This window comes from Enterococcus mediterraneensis (genome assembly GCF_900604485.1).
In the GTDB taxonomy this organism is placed as follows: domain Bacteria; phylum Bacillota; class Bacilli; order Lactobacillales; family Enterococcaceae; genus Enterococcus_C; species Enterococcus_C mediterraneensis.
The window spans coordinates 155345-173834 of sequence record NZ_UWOP01000001.1; the positions used below are offsets into that span (position 1 = coordinate 155345).

Genomic DNA, 18490 nt, shown 5'->3' on the forward strand with positions numbered 1-18490 from the left:
TTTTTAATCCTATCCTTACAAAAATGATCGTTGAATTTCATTAAAAACAATTGCCTATTTACAGATGAACTCGTTATACTTGTCCCAGTAGGTGATTGTATGAATAAAAAAAACTATGCGAAAATGCCTGATGGGAGCAAAATTTACTATGAAAAAAGTGGTCAAGGCTTTCCGCTTTTTTTGCTGCACGGAAACGACGGCAGCGGCCGTTTTTTCTCAGAACAAGTAGCGGTATTCGAGCGCTATTGCACCGTCTATCTGATCGACAGCCGCGGACATGGACGCTCAACGAATGAAGCGGACAGACTGGATTTTCATTTAATGGCAGAAGATTTGAACAGGATCATGCTGCTGGAAAAAATCGAACGAGCAGATTTTCTCGGCTTTAGCGATGGAGCAAATCTGGCATTGGTTTTTGCCAGCCATTTTCCCGAAAAAGTCGATCACTTGGTTTTAAACTCTGGAAATACCCTAGTTAAAGGTGTTCGTTTTTCCGGCAGAGTCATTTCCAATCTTCACTATGCATGGGTTTGGCTGTTTTCTCTCTTTCGCCCTAATTTAAAAAAGAATCTCTTGATTATCGGCCTGTTGTTGCGTGATATTGGTTTGTCTGAAAGCGACCTGAAAAAAATCAACGCCCCAACATTGATCATTGTGGGGAAAAAAGACATCATCAAGCTGAAACATTCCCTTTATCTAGCTAAGACCATCCCTCACGCGTCTTTTGTCCTTGTCAAAAAACAAGGTCATCAATTAGCGAGAAAAGATCCTGATCGATTCAATCAGGAAGTACTTCAATTTCTTTCCGAAAAATGAAAAAAGAAGGTGTTTATTTGTTAAAGCAATTTTTACAGTGGTTAAAAAATCATTTAGGTCTTTTCAAAACGATTTTTTTGATATCGGTGGTCGTGATCATTATCGGTCAATTGATGTCTATCGGAAAAACATTATCTATCGACCAACTAACAGAAACGTTCGCCACTATTCCCCTCTGGAAAACCGGATTGATGCTAGTGATCGGACTTGTCTCCGTACTGCCCATGATCGGCTACGATATTATTTTGAATCGCCTGCTGGATCAAAAACAGAATCCCCGCTATTTGTTCGAAACCAGTTGGCTGATCAATACTATCAATAATATTGCCGGTTTCGGCGGCTTTGTCAGTATCGGGCTTCGCTCAGAACTATACGGACAAAAAAAGGAAAGTAAACAAGTGATCCAAGCTTTGTCAAAAATTTTCTTATTCTTGATGGCTGGTCTTTCTGTCTACAGTTTGATTTCTTTTTTGTTAGTAATAGTTACTCCCGTCGCGCCATTTCTGAAACAATACTGGATCTGGCTGATCGGCGGCGGTCTGTATTTCCCCGCTGTATTTCTATTTACCACCTTTAAAAAGCGGGGCTTGCTTGGCGGCCTTTCTTTCAAGGACCGGGGACAGCTGTTGTTTGTTTCATTGCTGGAATGGTCGGGAGTGTTGTTTAGTTTCCTTTCTGTCGGATATTTGATGGAGATCAAAATCGACTTATGGCAAACGATCCCATTGTTCATCGCCGCCTCTGTGATCGGGATCGTTTCGATGATTCCCGGTGAGATCGGCAGTTTTGATGTGATGATGATCATCGGTCTATCTGCTATCGGTGTTCCAAGAGAAACCGTCGTGGTATGGATCTTGCTGTATCGATTGTTCTATTACATCATTCCTTTCTTGATCGGTGTAGTCTTTTTCTTCAAAAATATCGGTTTTTCTTTCAATCAGCGGTATTCCGGTATTCCTAAACAATTGGCTACGGAGATTGCTTATAAGATCGTTGTCGTTCTGTTGTATTTTTCAGGAATCATGCTGGTATTGACCGCTACTATCCCACAGGCGTTCACGGAATTTCGGTGGCTCCATAATCTAAATCCGTTAAAATTCCATTTTATCGTACAATTTCCCAGCATCTTGATCGGTTTTCTCTTGATCATTATGGGTCGAGGGATCTCAGCACGGGTGAAACGCGCGTATTTGCCTACGATCATTTTGATCGTGTTGGCACTTCTTTATGTGTTATTGGGTGATTTCAGCATCACAGCCGCTGTCTTCTTGTCGCTTTTACTTTTGGTCATTCTTTTTTCTAAAAATGAATTGTTCCGCGAACAGCTAGTTTATTCATGGGAATGGCGAACCATCGATGGGATCATCATCGGCGCGTTGACCGTGCTGTATATCGTGATCGGTGTGTACAATTTGCCTGATTTTCCTCATCATCGTCATCATTTTATTTCCTTTTTCCTGTTTCCTTCTGAAAAAGTTTGGTTTTCAGGATTATTAGCAATCATCGCTGTCAGTTTCGTGATCGTTCTCTTCGTCCGCTTCCTTCAAGGAGAGAAAAAACAGATCGGTGAAGTCTTGAATGAAGAAAAAGCCCTGAAAATTTTGACGACGTATGGCGGAAACTCGGACAGTCAATTGATCTTTTTAAAAGACAAACGAATGTTTACTTATGAAAAAGACGGTGAAGCCACGGTCTTGCTGCAGTTTGCTTGCCTCAATAATAAATGTATCGTAATGGGCGATCCTTCTGGAAAGAAAGAAGATTTTCCGGCAGCGATCGAAGCTTTTATCGCAGAAACCGATCGCTTGTGCTACTTGCCTGTCTTTTATGAAACAAGTGAAGAGATCGTGATGATCCTGCATGAATTCGGCTATGATTTTATCAAGATGGGAGAAGAAGCTTATGTGGATCTGAACCATTTCACAACCTCTGGGAAAAAGATGAAAGGCACACGGGCTGTCTTGAATCGGATCGAACGGGAAGGATTTACATTCGATGTACTCCAACCGCCTTTTTCCGCTGAGCAGATGGCTATTTTCAAACAAATTTCCGATAACTGGCTTGGTACACGGAAAGAAAAAGGATTTTCGTTAGGTTTTTTCTCTGAAGATTATTTGCAGCGGGCTCCTATTTCCGTAGTGAAAAATGAACAAGAAGAAATCGTTGCTTTTGCGACGATCATGCCCACTTATACCAACAACAAAGTAGGTACGATCGATCTGATGCGTTACGATCCTGAAAAAGCTCCTTCCGGTAGTATGGATTTCTTGTTCCTGAATTTATTTACCTATATGAAAGAAGAAAACATCCAATGGTTCAATTTAGGAATGGCTCCTTTATCAAATGTCGGAACTTCAAGGAAAAGCTTTATACAAGAGCGGATCGCTTATCTGGTTTATGAATTTGGTTCGCATTTTTACTCTTTCCAAGGGTTGCGTGAATACAAAAGTAAATACGCTACAAATTGGGTTTCTCGCTATACGTTATATTCAAGAGACAGCTGGATCGCTTACGTTATGATCGCGCTATTGATCATCGATAATGCCCCTGTCGAACAACCTCTCAGCAAGATCCACGGTTTAAAAAAATGGTTTCGAGGAATCTAAATTCTGTTGGCTGGTTGAATCAAGCATATATCTGATATCGTTCTACTGGATATTGATCATTCGCTTTCTATATAGGATATATTCTCAGCCTATTTTTCTTCCGAAACTATTGCCGAACTACAAAAACAGGACCGCGACTGTCAGCCAGTCGCGGTCCTGTTTTTTTGTATTCACTTCGTCATGTATAGTCGTTTCTAATGTTCGACAGTTCCGATTTTATTCAGCGGCCAGAAAATGAATTTGACATCTCCTAAGATGGAATCTTCATCTACCAGACCGATGATCCGGCTGTCTTTTGAAATTCGACGATTATCTCCTAATACCAGTAATTTTCCTTTAGGTACTGTTTCTGTTTCAAAATAATCCGTCATCTTAAAATCATTTGTCAAAGGCAGTCCATCAGTCAACTTGCTCTTATATTCATCTAAATAAGGTTCATCGTATTTTTTGCCGTTGATATACAGCTGATCATCTTTATATTCCACACTGTCGCCAGGCAGACCGATCACCCGTTTGATATAGTTTCTGCCAGGTTCGTCCGGAGCCGGAAATGTGACCACATCGAAACGGTTGATTGCTGTATGTTTCAATGCAAAAACATGCTCGCCATCGTTGAGAGTCGGATCCATCGAATCACCTTTGACCATAACTGGTGTAAAAACAAATCCTCTCAATATTACTACAATCAACGCTACCCCTACAAAAAAGAGCAACGATTTAAGCCATTCATTCTTTTTCAAGTGACATTCCTCCAAAATTGATAAGGTAAGTGTACCACAATTGAAACAAAACCAAAAAGCGAAATTGCTTTATTAACGGAAATTTCAAAAATCAATGTCCTATCATCATATAAATTGTTTAAATCGAAGAATAATGATACCGTTTTCTTATAGGCTATAGTGAAAGGATGATAGAGAATGATTCAAAAAATGTCGCAAGTCCCGACACAACTTTTTATTGACGGTAAGTGGGTAGATGGCGGTCAAGAAGCAGTGCCTGTAAAAAATCCCGCTAATGGTGAAACACTAGCAGAAGTCAGCCAAGGTGCTGAAGAAGAAACACAGCAAGCTATCGCCGCCGCAAAGAGAGCATTCCCTCTCTGGTCAAAAAAAGCTCCTAGTGAACGGGCGCAGTTGATGAATAAGATCGCAGATATGATCGAAGAAGAAGCCGATCGCTTAGCAACGATCATGACCCTCGAACAAGGCAAGCCATTGAAAGAATCACGTGCTGAAGTCCTGACAGATGTTGAGAATTTCCGCTGGAACGCGGCAGAAGGTCAGCGAATCTATGGCGAGATCGTCCCTGCCCCTTATGATCATCACTGGCTGGTTCGTAAACAAGCGGTAGGTGTTGTCGCCGCTATCACGCCTTGGAATTTCCCTTCCAATATGATTGCCAGAAAAATCGCTCCGGCATTAGCTGCAGGTTGTACATTAGTTATGAAGCCATCGAAAGAAACACCTCTTTCGGCTTTGGCATTGGTAGATATTTTTGATCGAGCAGGAATGCCTGAAGGAGTAGTCAATATTGTCTTAGGAAGCTCTAAAGTAATCGGAAAAGTGCTGACTGACAGCGATGATGTCAGAAAATTGACCTTTACCGGCTCAACGAAAACCGGACAGCTGCTTTATGAACAATGTGCCGCTACCTTAAAACATATTTCTTTAGAACTAGGCGGACACGCGCCGTTCATCGTTTTTGAAGACGCGGACATCCCTTCTGCGGCAGAGAATTTATTGGCGGCGAAATTCCGCAACAACGGCCAAGTTTGTACAGCGCCTAATCGGATCTTCCTTCATAAAACGATCAAAGAAGAATTCACGCAGGTGCTTTTAGACAAGATCTCTTCTATCACAGTCGGTAATGGATTAGATGATCCTGATATCGGACCGGTGATCAACGAAGATGGGCTCAAAAAAATCGAAGAACAGCTGGAGGATGCCTCAAATAAAGGTGCACGTGTTTTATACGGCGGCAGTCGTTTGACCAAACGACCGTACGCTGACGGGACCTTTTTCGAGCCGACGATCCTTGACGGTGTGACCAATGATATGCAGATCTATTATGAAGAAACATTTGGCCCGGTCATCCCGCTGATCGAATTTACTGATGTGGATGAAGTGATCGCCGCCGCCAATGACACAGAATTCGGATTGGCTTCTTATTTCTTCTCCCAAGATCTGCAGACGATCTCAAAAGTTGCCCGAGAATTAGACTATGGTATGGTCGGCGTCAATGAAATGGCGATCTCCAATCCAGCAGTGCCATTTGGCGGTGTGAAGCATTCCGGCTTCGGTCGCGAGAACGGTAAATACGGGGTTGAAGAGTACATTGACGTTAAGTTTATCGACATCAATACACAGCTTGAAAAATAAATTTTACTTTTTTTCACTTTTTTAGAGCAAAATAGTTTACTAACTAATTGTAAGTATGTATACTAACACTCGTAAACAAAAACAAAAAAGGTGGAATTCTCTTATGACAAACTTTGTAGACACATTAAAAAACCGTCGTTCAATCTACGCATTAGGACGCAACGTTTCTTTATCTGAAACAGAAATCGAAAACTTGGTGAAAGAAGCTGTACGTCAAAGCCCAACAGCTTTCAACGCACAATCACCACGCGCTGTGATCTTATTCGGCGAAGCACATGAAAAATTATGGGATCTTACTGAAGCAGCTTTGAAACCATTGACTCCAGAAGAAGCTTTCCCAAATACTCAAAACAAATTAGCTGGCTTTAAAGCTGGTTTAGGTACAGTATTATTCTTCAAAAACACTGATACTGTAAAAGCATTGCAAGAACAATTCGCATTGTACGCAGACAACTTCCCAGATTGGGCTGAACAATCAAACGGAATCGCAACAGCTAACACATGGGTTGCTTTAGAAGAAGCTGGTCTTGGCGCAAACTTGCAACACTATAACCCAGTTATCGACGAAGCAGTCGCAAAAGAATGGAACATCCCTTCAAACTGGCAATTACGTTCACAACTAGTATTCGGCTCAAAAGAAGCTGAAGCTGGCGAAAAAGACTACTTGGATGACAACGAACGTTTCCTAGTATTCCGCTAAGATCGATCAATAAAAATAAAATCGACCGCGAGCTGAGGCTTTCGGTCGTTTTTTGTTTCGATTATTCTATCATTATCCTACGAATGCTGCTTTTTATTTTTCTTCGTCTTGATCAATCAAAATATCGATGGGTGTCCCCTCTTTTAAGTGCTCCGTTAAAAAAAGAACAATGTCTTGCAACGGTGCTTTAAATTTCAATAACGGTCCTCGTCTGCCTCTGCGAAAATAATTCATTTTTACGATATTTTCCTGCTGAAACAAAACCACACGTTCCACCTCTTCGTAAGGAACTCCGCGTTTATCCAGTCCGTTGACAACGATCCGTTCTTCGCTCAGTCCGCGATCATCCAATAAAAAACTCAAAACGATCAAACTAGATAGAATTCCTCGGATCTTTTCATCTGTGTTCCCTGACTGCTCCAACGAAAACCACAAGATGACTCCCGCAACAAGGATAATCACGATCCAGCCGGTCTTTTTTGTTTTTGATCGAAAAATCAGTTCTCTTTGTACAAGTATCAAAAATAAAAATAAAACGGTAACAAATAAAATAAGTAAGAGTGTAAAAAAATTCATGATCGACTCCATTCTGCGATTTACCCTCTTATCTTAACATAAAATACAGAAGTCCAACACGTTTTCTCCAGTTTTCCGCTTATGTAGTCGTTTGATTTTCCATTTCTAAAAAACTTCGCTACAATAAAGAAAAAAGTGAGGAATCTACTATGGATATAATAAAAAAAATTCAACGATATCAATTATTACGAGCTTTACTGTTTGCTGTGGCGGGTGTTTTGATTTTAGTTGAGCCCCGCAGCTTCTTTGATCTAGTGGTTTATCTAGCGGCAGGATATTTTGCGATATTAGGATTGCTTAACTTGCTGAATGCTTGGCGGACAAAAAAGGCGACTGGTTCTTCCGGTCCAGAAATGATGCTTGGTCTTCTTCTTTTGCTGGCGGCAGTTTTCACTTTGCTTTTCACAAAATTGATTGTATCAATGCTGCCTTTCTTCTTAGGTCTGTTGGTATTGATGATCGGTATCCGGCAACTGGTACAAGAGCTGACTTTGCGAAAACAAAACCTTTCCTCTATGGGCTGGTTTGTATTCAGTATCGCGATGATCATTATCGGTGCAGTGCTTGTTTTCAATCCTTTCCGCAGTGTCTTAGTGCTGTTACAGATTTTCGGCGGCATTTTGATCGTTTCAGCGATTTCAGAGATCCTCTCCTATTTCAAGTTGAAAAAATAGAGAGCTATATTTAACGATTTTTTAATTAGTCTTTTTCCCAAAAATCACGTATACTAAAAATAACGTATGTGAAAGTAAAGATGGGGGCGGCTTTCAATGAAAAAAATTATAAGGGAACCGGAAAATGTAAACGATATTCCAGTCATCTTCGTCTATGATGATTTTGGGCACATAGTAGAAAAAATTTCCGTTAATGAGTGGCGCAAACGAAAAGAAAAAGAAAATATGGATATCAAACTTTATCGTGAGGCATTGAATTATTATGGGCAGAAAGAATACGGCAAAGCTGAAGATCTGCTGCTGTTTTTGGTTGCCAGAACCGGCTACACTCATTATGAATATGTTGAGCGTCTAGCCAATATCTATCGACAACAAAAGCGTGTCAGCAAAGAGCGCAGTCTATTACTGGCAACCCGCCGCAGTTTGAGTCAATTCGAAGATTATGATGGGATTATCCGCCGAATCGACAAACGGTTCAAACTATTGGAAAATACTATTTCTGGTGCGGATGCTGCACCGTCGCTTTCTTAAAATAAATGAACGTTCCAAAAAAGGGAAAATGTGCGGACCGCCTTTCTCCCTTTTTGTTTTAAATAGTTTTTTTCTTATTTTTCTTATAGGAGGAGTTTACTTTGACAGAAAATAAAATTCTAAGCGCATTGTCCTATATCTCGATTATTTTTGCACCGTTTATTTTTCCGCTTATCGTATGGTTTTTGACGCCTAGCGGCAGTGAAACGAAATATCATGCAGGAAGAGCGTTGAAGCTGCACCTCTTGCCGGTGGTTTTGATGGTCATCTTGTTTATCATGATCGGCGGTATCGGTCTCTTCTGGGGAGATCATCCATTGGCGATGCAATCACTAGGTCTTGGCACATTGCTGATTATCATTTTGATATCAGTTGTATCTGTCGCTTTAGGGATCTACAATTTATATTACGGCATCAAGTTATTGGTTGCTGAATAACTCAATTCATTTTCTATCAAAAAAATCCGGACGAAAGCTTCCTTCTTCTCGCTGTTTGCGATGGAATCAGGATTGCAGTCGTTCGGATTTTTTTCATATTTTTTGGTTATTCTTATTTTTGCAGTGTACCGTCTTTTTTATAAATTTTTACGTCGGTCCCCTTATTTTCAGCGACCTCTTTTGCTCGTTGAACAGCTTCATCTTTATGTTCAAAGCTGTCGCTGGCTCTTTTAGCTCCTTCAGAGATCACTTGCCACTTGTCATCTTCGAATTTCACCGCGACGTCTGCATCTAATAATCTGCCGGAATTTTGATCAGTATCATGGCTGTCGGATTTTTGCGGATTTTTTTCTTTTTTAAACTTATTCTTTTCTTGCTGGTCCGCGTCTTCCGCCCATTTCTCAGCTTGACTGATAGCGATCGGAATCGCCCGATCTTCCGGATAATCGTCTGCCAACAGTGCATTAGCGATATCGATCGCTTTTTTACGAGTGATGTGATCCAAATTCTTCATTGATGCAGGATAGTCCTTCATGTCCCAAGGCATAGCTTTTTTCCTCCCTTTACACAACTAATTATTTCAACTCTTTTCAAAAAATCGCGTCAATTTGTCAAGCTGACAGCCAACTCCAACTGTTTCTTTGGCGAAAGTATCAGCACTGATTTATGACACGATCATTGATTCGTTATAATTATTGTATCGTTTTCACCGGAGAAACGAAACTATTTTACCTTTTGGGCAACTACGACTCAAACGACATGTTACTTATTTCGTTGAACTGTCTGAGAAGCTGGGAATTTTCTTGCCGCTTTTGACAGCCGCTGAACTGCGGTACCATGCAAGAAATAGTTTCGTCAATTCCATCAATGCAACAGCTGACAATGACAGACACAAGGAGATGAAGAATTGTGTGTAGCCAAAGGAAGCCGGGATCGAAAAGATTTCACGAGTAAACGGCAGCAATGTACCAACATAGAGCAGTCCACAAAATCCGACAGCCGCTAGAACGATTTTGTTACTGAAGAATCCGGCACCGATCACTGTTTGTGTATTGGAACGTGCTGGGAAGATCTGCAATGTACGGCTTAAGATCAATGTTGAGAAGGACATCGCAACACCAAGTTCTGCCGATTGCTGCATACCGATCCATTGCGCAACGATAACAGCCGCACTGATCAAAATACCGCGATAAGCGACAGAAATGAAGGTATTCCCGGAAAAGATCCCTGTTCGCGGATCTCTCGGCTGACGATTCATGATATTCGGCTCAGGTTTTTCCATCCCTAGTGCGATCGCCGGCACGGAATCATTCACCAAGTTGATGAACAGCAGTTGCAGCGCTGTAAATGGATTTGCCCAGTTCATAATCAGCGCGAAAATAATGGAGATGATCGCTCCCAGATTTCCGGCAAAAAGATATGCGACAGCTTTTTTGATATTATCAAAGACATTGCGGCCGACACCGATCGCATTCACGATCGAAGCAAAATTGTCATCCGTCAAGACCATTGCTGAAGCGTCCTTAGCGACATCTGTTCCTGTCCCCATAGCGATCCCGATATCCGCTTGTTTCAAAGCAGGAGCATCATTGACACCATCACCGGTCATCGCGGAAATATTGCCTTTTTCCTGCCAAGCTTTGACGATCCGGATCTTATTTTCCGGAGAAACACGGGCATACACGGTTACTTTGTCCAATACATCCATCAATTCTTCATGACTCAATTGATCTAATTCCGCGCCTGTCAACGCCATCTCGCCTTCTGTGTACAAACCGATTTCTTTAGCGATCGCACGGGCAGTCGTTTTGTGGTCACCAGTGATCATGATTGGTTTGATACCTGCATTTTTCGCATCTCGGATTGCTTGATAAACTTCCTCTCGCGGCGGATCGATCATCGCCATCAGACCAATCAAAATCAGTCCGTTTTCGTCAGCTAGAGTGATCTCTTCAGAAGTTATCGGTTTGTAAGCAAAAGATAATACCCGCAATGCACGATTTGAAAATTCTTCATTTTGTTTTTGGAATTGTTTTAGATACTTTTCATTGAAAGGAACGATTTGATCACCGATCTTCACGTGAGTACTGCGTTGGAAGATCACATCTGGCGCGCCTTTAGTCAACAGCTGCAATGTCCCTTCGATCTGATGAACGGTAGACATCATTTTGCGATCGGAATCAAAAGGCAGTTCATTTTTTCTTGGATATGCTTGACGAAGTGATTCGGCTGACAGTTCTTGCTTTGCAGCGAAATCGACCAACGCGATCTCAGTCGGATCACCGATTTTTTTGCCGTCTTCGTTGACAGCCGCATCATTTGCCAAGACCGCCGTCTGCAAAAGCTGCTTTTGGATCTCTGCTTCTTGTCCTTGTGATTTCAAGAAGAACGTATCTACCACCGTCATTTTGTTTTGAGTCAACGTACCTGTCTTATCTGTACAGATGATGCTGGTAGCTCCTAAGGTTTCAACAGCAGACAGCTTGCGGATGATCGCGTTTTGTTTCGCCATTTTTTTCGTTCCTAATGAAAGTACGATCGTCACGATGGACTGCAATGCTTCCGGGATCGCCGCTACAGCAACCGCCACCGCGAACATAAAGGCGTTCATGACACTTGGCAAAATATTCGGATCCCCTTCAATAAAGATCCGTGCGATTTGGATGACAAAAATCAAAATGGAAAGTCCTAAAATCGCCAGTCCCAATTTCTGGCTGAATTTATCCAAGTTGCGCTGCAAAGGTGTTGCGGCATTCGTCGCGTTTTCTAATAGATCTGCAACTTGACCGATCTCTGTATCTTTACCAGTCTTAGACACCAAGAATTGTCCCCGTCCGTAAACTACTAATGTCCCGCTGTGTACCATATTGTTGCGATCTCCTATTGGAACAACACCGGAAATATCAGCAGTATTTTTTTCTGCCGGTACCGATTCACCTGTCAGCATTCCTTCGTCGATCCGCAGTGTTCCTGCTTCGATCAAACGTCCGTCAGCCGGTACAAAATCACCGGCATCTAATAGCACGATGTCTCCTGGGACGATCTCTCTTGCCGGGATCGTTACTGGCATGCCGTCTCGTAATACTTTGGCATTTGGCGAAGAAAGTTTTTTCAATGCGTCCAACGAATTTTCCGCTTTTTTGGTCTGGATCACACTCACGACCGAGTTCAACAGCAGTACCGCGAAAATAACCGCAGACTCGATCGCATGCCCCATGACGATCTGCACCACCGCAACAATCAAAAGAACGATCACCATCGCGTCTTTAAAAGTTTCCAAGAAAACGATCCATAGCGGCGTTTTCGCTCTGCCTTGCAATTCATTAAAGCCGTGCGTCGTTAAACGTGACTCAGCTTCCGTTTTTAAAAGTCCTTGCTTGTTTGTTGATAGTTCTTGATACAAGTCAGCAACCGATTTTTGATAATCTGCTTTTTGGATCTTTTGTGTTTTGTTTTGTTCCAATTCAGAACCCCCAATGATTTGATTTGAAAGATAAAAAAAGACCTAAGACAACTGTCCAATGAGTTGTCTTAGGTCTTACTGTTTAATATAATACCAGAAAATCGAGACGACTTTCTTACTGTTGATATTATCGCGATTGCTCGCCAGTTACTCCCCTAAGGAGATATTTTTTTATCTTTCGTTATATTAAGACTAACAAACATCTAAGAGTAACGCAAGCAATAACGAACATTTTTTTACAAAAATATTTTTAAGTTTTTTTATAACAATGTTTATCCTTTCGTTCCATACAATGCAATTATTGGAAAAAGACCAGCAATATCAGAAGAAACATCGTTAAAACCGTGATCAGCAACATTGTCCCCTCAATATACTTTAGTGTTTTTAAAAGTTTTTTGGGGACAACATGCAAGATTTCTGCTTCTGGATAATTGATCTGCAAGTATTTTTCGTAAGAAAGAGCCTGAGGTGCCAGTCCTACTGTTACATTTTTCGCGTTTTGCGCTAATAGACGTTTTACATCGTCAAAAGACTCCACCGTCCAATAAATTTTCGGATAGTCTCGCATCAATTGACGTAAGCTGTCATTATCAAACAAAGACAGCTCTGTTTTAGGACGGTCTTTGTAATTCACTTGAGGTCCTTTGGTAATCACATACCCGGTGGTACGTCCTATAACCGCACCTTTAGGGGCAAGCATCCGCATAAAGCGTTCCGTATCGATCGTCACGATTTTGATTATTGGTTGCAGTTTCTGAACTCTTTCTTTATATTTCATTGTAAGAGGTGTTACAGCCACTGCTTGATATCCTTGCAGATTGTCAGCGTCTAACTTCCAACTCCCCATACTTTCCCATTTATACTCGCTGTATTCAACATTTAAAAAATTCAATAGCCTAGGCAGGTAAACGTGATCCTGCTGCGTCCAAAAAACACCAGACTCATCTTGGCGATCGATCGTCAATATTAACCCTTTCATTTTTCCCACTCCTAATTAGAAATATATGCCCCTTGCAAAAGGATCGCAACAAAAAAACCAACCACTGAAGCGATCCAAAGATATATCGCCACATCATACATATTTTCTCCTTGACCATAAATATTGGCCAGCCGTTTTGTCCGAAACAGGTAGATTGAAGTCCACAACAGCCCACCGATGGAATAAGCCAATAAAAAGACAAATGAATAGGGTTTTATTGTGATCTGCAAAACAATGATCATAAATGAAAAAAAGCTTAACCCATATAAATGCTGTTTTGCGATCCGCTGATTTTCCGGAGGAGCAGTCAGCTGTTTTGTTTGCAAAAGTTCATTGATCGAGATCTGATACAACTCACTCAGCAAAAGCAGATTTTCCAACTCCGGCTGTCCTTTCCCGTTTTCCCAATTCGAGATCGTCTGTCGTGAAACAAAAATTTTTTGTGCCAATTCTTCTTGTGTCAATTGATGGGCGATCCGCAATTTTTTTAACCTTTCATTCAGTTCCATACTCTCTCCTCCTTTTGTCCTCATCATAGCAAAGTGTGCTGAAAAAAACGTTGAAATCCTATCTTTCCTCTTGTCAAAATCACTGTACATAGTGTTGTATCAACGTTTTAAACGCTTCATTATTTTCTGTTCTCCTATTACTTTAAAGAGCGAAAAAAGAATTTCAGACTCTGATTAAAGAAATTCTAACAAATCTACCGTATAAATAAAATGCGTTTTGTTATATACTTCTTTGGGGACATATTCCCTGCAATTATTTATTTATCAAAGAGGAGGATGACATGGAGCTACATTTGAAACTTATGAGTCTTTTTATATTGCTTATCATCAGCTTTGTGTTGATCAAAAAAGTTTCTAAAAAAACTCTAAAAAGACTGATGCCTTTTGCAGTTGTTTTTCTAGGGATTTTCTTGACCGGCTGTTCGATGATCTCATCGCCAAATCGATCCATGACCACTGGCGACCATGCGTTGACCAACCAGCAATTAGCTGAAAAAAAATATACAGGCACTCAAACCATCGATGTCAATAATGGCGTACCGACATTCAGCAAAGAGGATCTTTCTACTAAAAATGGTCCTTGGGAAAAATACGGGAATCTGGATTCGCTGAATCGGCCTACCTATGCCGAAGCACTATTGAATAAAAAACTGATGCCTACTGAAAAACGCGAACCGCTGACTGTGGACCCTACCGGATGGCGGAACAAAAAGATAAAAAACGGCTATTTATATAATCGTTCTCATCTGATCGGTTTTCAGTTGACTGGTCAAAACAACAATCTTAAAAACTTGATCACCGGAACGAGACAATTGAACAGTCCGGAAATGCTGCGTTTTGAATCAGATATCGCTTATTTTCTAAAAGAAAATCCGGATAAATATGTCCGCTATTCTGTTGTACCGGTCTTTCGTGACGAAGAATTGGTGGCTAGAGGCGTCCATATGCAAGCTCAATCTATCGGCAGTAACGACATTCGCTTCAATGTATTTATCTTCAATATCCAAGATGGTGTTACGATCAACTACGCGGATGGTACAAGCCGAATCGGTACCGCAACACAATCTTCTGATGAATCATCCAACAATACTGATTCAGATAAAAACAAAAAATATGTCGATATCAATGGCAAAGGATTGATCAAGGGCTCAAAAAGCGGGATCTATCACCTGCCTGGTTCTAAATATTATGATTCGACAACCAATCCCCAAGCTTGGTTTAAAACGATCGCTGAGGCCGAGGCAGCCGGCTATCGTCCACCAGCCGAAAAATGATCGTATAGAACAAAACTTATAGAAATCAAAAAATCCCAGTGTTGCTGACTACTCCGACCATTGTTGGTTCATTCCATACAATGACGAAGTTTCCCAACATTGGGATTTTTTTTGTTTAAAAACAGTGCTTGTTTACTGTCTTTTGTTTTGCAGATCCTCTTATATAGCAGCCTTTTGAATGCAGTGATGATTTGTTTCTCAATTCCATCCGCCAATTAAATTATCGTTTTTCGATAAAAAATAGTTGTATTTCAATAAATGGTTTGCTATATTTATTTCAACAAAACAAAAGAGGAGTCATAATTATGAAATTGAAAACTTTATTTTTAAAATTTATTACTTTAGGGATCTGTGCTGTTTTTATTTTATTCGGTGTCTTGCTTTACATCCAGATTTCTACCAGCGAGAAAGGCTTCCATTATGATTGGCAGACTAATTTATTATTAGCTGTCATTTATCTGACGCTGGTGTTAGGGCTTGTCATTGCCTATTTCCTATTGAAACTTTTAAAAAATGTCGAGTTGAACAAAGCTTTTTCCAAAGAAAGTCTGACGGTCTTAAAGAAAATCAAAAATACCATCTTGATTATCTTTATCGCATTTTTCGGTATTCTGCCTAAATTTTTGAAAGTCGCTGATTTAGACGACGCGCCTGGTTTGATGCTGGTAGGGATCGCCATCGTATTTATCCCGTTTGCAATTTACACATTGATCAGTGTTGTGGAAAATCTGCTTGAAAATGCGATCATGCTGAAAAAAGATTATGACTTGACTGTCTGAGGGGTGAGATTATGGCAATTATTGTTAATCTAGATGTTATGCTTGCTCAACGAAAAATGAGCGTCACAGAATTAAGCGAAAAAGTCGGGATCACGATGGCGAATATCTCGATTTTAAAAACCGGCAAAGCCAAAGCGATTCGTTTTTCTACACTCGAGAAAATCTGCGAAGTGCTGGAATGTCAGCCGGGAGATCTTTTAAGCTATCAAAAAGACGAGTAGACAAACACATGAAGAAGGCATTCTCTTCTTCATGTGTTTTATTATCAAAATATTTGTGATTGGAATTCCGTTAGTCTATAATTTATATAGAGACCATCAATTTACAACCGTTATTTTTACTGAAGCAAAAGTCAAACTTAATCGGAGGAAAACAAATGAATCTAAGTATCAGTTTGTTCCATATTTGTGCTTTTGTTCTTTCGTACAAAAAATGGCGCAGTATTTCATGGGCATTATTTCACGGTTTATTTGGTTTGGGATTCATATTTTATTATGCGGCGACCGAATAGACCGATCGTCAATGTAATCAAGTATTATGGAAGGTGTGCAAATGAGTAGTTATTTCTTGTCGCAAGCAGCGTTTGTCGGGGCATTGTTCAGCGGTTTTCTGATAATTTTTGCGATCTTGCTAAAATTCACCAATGGACTTTTTTGGTCTCGCCCACTTCAAAGATATAAAGAAGACCGCTTTGACCCCCACTACGAAAAAGAACGAAATATTGGAAAAAAATTCAGCAGATGGACGTTAACATATCTTCCGCCTTTTTTCATAGGCTTTTTACTGATATTACTGTGGTCCACTTTTAGCTGAGTTTTAAAAAACTAAATTTATTTAAGGATGTGGTGTCTCATGAAAATCAATCGACAGAACTACGCCTTTTGGTGGATAAAGTTGTAGATGCACTGGACGAATGAACAGGAGGATCATGTGACAATCACTTTTAAAAAACTTATTGCTGAAAAAGAAATCGCCCTTTTTTGGGAGAAAAAACGCGAGTATGAAAGAAACGATATTTTTCCCAATTTGACAGAAACCGGTCAGGAACGAGCAGAGATCGTCGAATGGTTCCACTCGGAAGAATACTACCGTATAGTAATGGATCTTCATCATCACCCCAAAAACGGTGATTCCCCGCTGGAGTTCATCTTTGTATATGATCAGGACACATATATTGGTTTTCTCACCTATAAAATCTATCATTCAGAAGACGGCAAGGCTTTTATCTTAGATTTTTCAATTGAAACAAGTCACCGCAATCAAGGTCTTGGCAGTCGTGTAGTCGCAGAACTTGAGCTGTTTTTGAAAGAACAAGGCGCAGCATATCTCGCGTTGAATACTTCAAATGAGAATAATACACGTTTCTGAATGCGGAACGGTTTCAGCCCCACTGAGCCGGATGAGTACGGCAACATCGTTTATACGAAAGAAATCTGACACAGCTATTTGAATTTACCAGCTGAAGAGTACAAAAAATATCCGATCGATTTTCAAAAGAAATCGGTCGGATTTTTTTCTATTGGTTTATATTTTTACCTTCAAAACTTCTCAATGAATCAGTTGGGGATCGGCAATGTCAACAGATAACATTCCAGTATCAGCAGCAAAACACAGGTAAGCAAAATCAGATTTTCCCGTCTATCATGGTTAGGATGGAGATACTCTTCTGATTTCACGCGGTCTTTGAACGAGCCGTATTTAATTTTTCTTCTGATCAATGCGATCGCAGAACCCACTATCCATAGAAAAATGAATTTAATCAACAAAATATACGTAAGGTACAACTGTCTTCCTGCTACAAAAAATAGCAGATAAAAATCAATGAACTTGATCGCAAACATAAGTACCCTTCTGATGACCCTGCCATAATAAACCAAATTATAATTGTACTTCATAAGAACCCACCTCACAAAGCTGTTTTCAAAATATTGATTTTTATTAAAAACACTGTAAATCACTCATTCATATTAAACCCATATCACTCATCAAAAGTCGCCCACATAGTTTGAGCAGATTCAAATGGTCGGGCTTTTTTACCGTCAATTGGTTCATACACTTTTTCTTTTTGACTTTCCGGAATCTTCAATTCATCTAAAAAATTGTTGGTAGTCTCAAAAAAACCGATCGTCGCAAATTCTGGTTTCTGCAAGATATATTTGATACCGGTCAATTCAGCCTGATCAATGGAAGTAAATGCCGCTTTATCACGCAGATAAACAACATTGTTCCGAAACATGAAATAAAATGAATCATAGGCAGTACCAAGATATTCTACTGGTTCGTCGACTGGTTCCGATTTATAGATTTCTAAGGATTCGATGCCTTTGCGATTCTGATATCTTTTGTAGTAATTCAACGTATCGCGCTCGTAAAATTCATAACCGGTAAACGTCCGTTCCCTGTCTCGAATGTTCGGTAGGACGTTTCTATTCAGCTGGTTAAATTCCGTATATTGATTCTTTCCCAGAAAAAAGACTCCTACCAAGAGAAGGATCCCTACCAACGAAGCTATCGCGACATGTTTGCTGAAGCGATAGTGCAAGTAAAAAAGCGAGAATAGTAAAACCAGAATGAGCAGCGCGCCCAAGCCAATTAGGATCGGACTTATTACTATTGAAAATCGTTCGCCGGCTACCCATTCCTTCAAACTGACAACCCCTAACATACAACCAACTCCCAAGTAAATAATTTTCGATTATCATACCACAAAAATAACAAATATTCTGCAATGAACCATGATAAAAATATCTTGTTCATTTGTTTTCTGC

General features: G+C 40.3%; 20 protein-coding genes. 12 read left to right on the forward strand and 8 right to left on the reverse strand.

Annotated elements, in window-relative coordinates:
* Positions 1 to 99: 99 nt before the first annotated feature.
* The gene (locus EFB00_RS00745) at positions 100 to 816 is read left to right on the forward strand and encodes an alpha/beta fold hydrolase (protein ID WP_122645038.1); all 717 of its coding nucleotides are present in this window, start codon (positions 100 to 102) and stop codon (positions 814 to 816) included.
* Between the two features lie 17 nt (positions 817 to 833).
* A complete protein-coding gene (gene mprF / locus EFB00_RS00750; protein ID WP_122647000.1) occupies positions 834 to 3422 on the forward strand; it encodes a bifunctional lysylphosphatidylglycerol flippase/synthetase MprF in 2589 nt (862 codons plus the stop codon).
* A gap of 194 nt (positions 3423 to 3616) precedes the next feature.
* On the opposite strand, the gene lepB is transcribed toward mprF, so the two are convergent.
* Positions 3617 to 4162: a signal peptidase I gene (gene lepB / locus EFB00_RS00755; RefSeq protein ID WP_122645039.1), complete on the reverse strand. Its 546-nt coding sequence runs from the start codon at positions 4160 to 4162 to the stop codon at positions 3617 to 3619.
* A 177-nt stretch (positions 4163 to 4339) separates the two neighbouring features.
* On the opposite strand from lepB, the gene EFB00_RS00760 reads away from it, so the two are divergent.
* Positions 4340 to 5800: an NAD-dependent succinate-semialdehyde dehydrogenase gene (locus EFB00_RS00760; RefSeq protein WP_122645040.1), complete on the forward strand. Its 1461-nt coding sequence runs from the start codon at positions 4340 to 4342 to the stop codon at positions 5798 to 5800.
* Positions 5801 to 5903: 103 nt separating this feature from the next.
* Positions 5904 to 6500 (forward strand): nitroreductase family protein, encoded by a 597-nt coding sequence (locus tag EFB00_RS00765; RefSeq protein WP_122645041.1) that lies wholly within the window; start codon positions 5904 to 5906, stop codon positions 6498 to 6500.
* Between the two features lie 93 nt (positions 6501 to 6593).
* Here EFB00_RS00765 and EFB00_RS00770 read toward each other — a convergent pair whose 3' ends face one another.
* Complete coding sequence (locus tag EFB00_RS00770; RefSeq protein WP_164709405.1) at positions 6594 to 7076, reverse strand: hypothetical protein; 483 nt, start codon at positions 7074 to 7076, stop codon at positions 6594 to 6596.
* Between the two features lie 149 nt (positions 7077 to 7225).
* Here EFB00_RS00770 and EFB00_RS00775 point away from each other — a divergent pair, with 149 nt between their 5' ends.
* The 3 genes from EFB00_RS00775 (at position 7226) to EFB00_RS00785 (ending at position 8718) form a co-directional block, all read left to right on the forward strand.
* A complete protein-coding gene (locus tag EFB00_RS00775; RefSeq protein WP_122645043.1) occupies positions 7226 to 7750 on the forward strand; it encodes an HdeD family acid-resistance protein in 525 nt (174 codons plus the stop codon).
* Positions 7751 to 7846: 96 nt separating this feature from the next.
* Complete coding sequence (locus EFB00_RS00780; RefSeq protein WP_122645044.1) at positions 7847 to 8281, forward strand: hypothetical protein; 435 nt, start codon at positions 7847 to 7849, stop codon at positions 8279 to 8281.
* Between the two features lie 101 nt (positions 8282 to 8382).
* Complete coding sequence (locus tag EFB00_RS00785; protein WP_122645045.1) at positions 8383 to 8718, forward strand: magnetosome magnetite crystal formation protein family; 336 nt, start codon at positions 8383 to 8385, stop codon at positions 8716 to 8718.
* A gap of 112 nt (positions 8719 to 8830) precedes the next feature.
* Here EFB00_RS00785 and EFB00_RS00790 read toward each other — a convergent pair whose 3' ends face one another.
* From EFB00_RS00790 to EFB00_RS00805, 4 genes are all read right to left on the reverse strand, one after another.
* Entirely contained in the window at positions 8831 to 9265 is a 435-nt protein-coding gene (locus EFB00_RS00790; protein WP_122645046.1) for a DUF2188 domain-containing protein, read from the reverse strand.
* Between the two features lie 219 nt (positions 9266 to 9484).
* Entirely contained in the window at positions 9485 to 12181 is a 2697-nt protein-coding gene (locus EFB00_RS00795) for a calcium-translocating P-type ATPase, PMCA-type (RefSeq protein WP_241153382.1), read from the reverse strand.
* A 298-nt stretch (positions 12182 to 12479) separates the two neighbouring features.
* Positions 12480 to 13160, reverse strand: a complete 681-nt coding sequence (locus EFB00_RS00800; protein ID WP_122645047.1) for a hypothetical protein — start codon at positions 13158 to 13160, stop codon at positions 12480 to 12482.
* An 11-nt stretch (positions 13161 to 13171) separates the two neighbouring features.
* Positions 13172 to 13669 (reverse strand): helix-turn-helix transcriptional regulator, encoded by a 498-nt coding sequence (locus EFB00_RS00805; protein ID WP_122645048.1) that lies wholly within the window; start codon positions 13667 to 13669, stop codon positions 13172 to 13174.
* A 377-nt stretch (positions 13670 to 14046) separates the two neighbouring features.
* Here EFB00_RS00805 and EFB00_RS00810 point away from each other — a divergent pair, with 377 nt between their 5' ends.
* The 5 genes from EFB00_RS00810 (at position 14047) to EFB00_RS00830 (ending at position 17090) form a co-directional block, all read left to right on the forward strand.
* Positions 14047 to 14943 carry a DNA/RNA non-specific endonuclease gene (locus tag EFB00_RS00810; protein WP_122647002.1) on the forward strand — a complete coding sequence of 299 codons (897 nt, stop codon included), beginning with the start codon at positions 14047 to 14049 and terminating at the stop codon, positions 14941 to 14943.
* A gap of 305 nt (positions 14944 to 15248) precedes the next feature.
* Complete coding sequence (locus tag EFB00_RS00815) at positions 15249 to 15722, forward strand: DUF2975 domain-containing protein (RefSeq protein ID WP_122645049.1); 474 nt, start codon at positions 15249 to 15251, stop codon at positions 15720 to 15722.
* Positions 15723 to 15733: 11 nt separating this feature from the next.
* The gene (locus EFB00_RS00820) at positions 15734 to 15943 is read left to right on the forward strand and encodes a helix-turn-helix domain-containing protein (protein WP_122645050.1); all 210 of its coding nucleotides are present in this window, start codon (positions 15734 to 15736) and stop codon (positions 15941 to 15943) included.
* Between the two features lie 155 nt (positions 15944 to 16098).
* Positions 16099 to 16233, forward strand: coding sequence for a hypothetical protein (locus EFB00_RS13715; RefSeq protein WP_277424015.1), 135 nt, complete (start codon positions 16099 to 16101; stop codon positions 16231 to 16233).
* 419 nt (positions 16234 to 16652) lie between these two features.
* Positions 16653 to 17090: a GNAT family N-acetyltransferase gene (locus tag EFB00_RS00830; RefSeq protein ID WP_241153384.1), complete on the forward strand. Its 438-nt coding sequence runs from the start codon at positions 16653 to 16655 to the stop codon at positions 17088 to 17090.
* 188 nt (positions 17091 to 17278) lie between these two features.
* On the opposite strand, the gene EFB00_RS00835 is transcribed toward EFB00_RS00830, so the two are convergent.
* Positions 17279 to 17563, reverse strand: coding sequence for a hypothetical protein (locus tag EFB00_RS00835; RefSeq protein ID WP_241153385.1), 285 nt, complete (start codon positions 17561 to 17563; stop codon positions 17279 to 17281).
* 137 nt (positions 17564 to 17700) lie between these two features.
* Positions 17701 to 18387, reverse strand: coding sequence for a hypothetical protein (locus tag EFB00_RS00840; protein ID WP_122645053.1), 687 nt, complete (start codon positions 18385 to 18387; stop codon positions 17701 to 17703).
* Positions 18388 to 18490 lie beyond the last annotated feature (103 nt).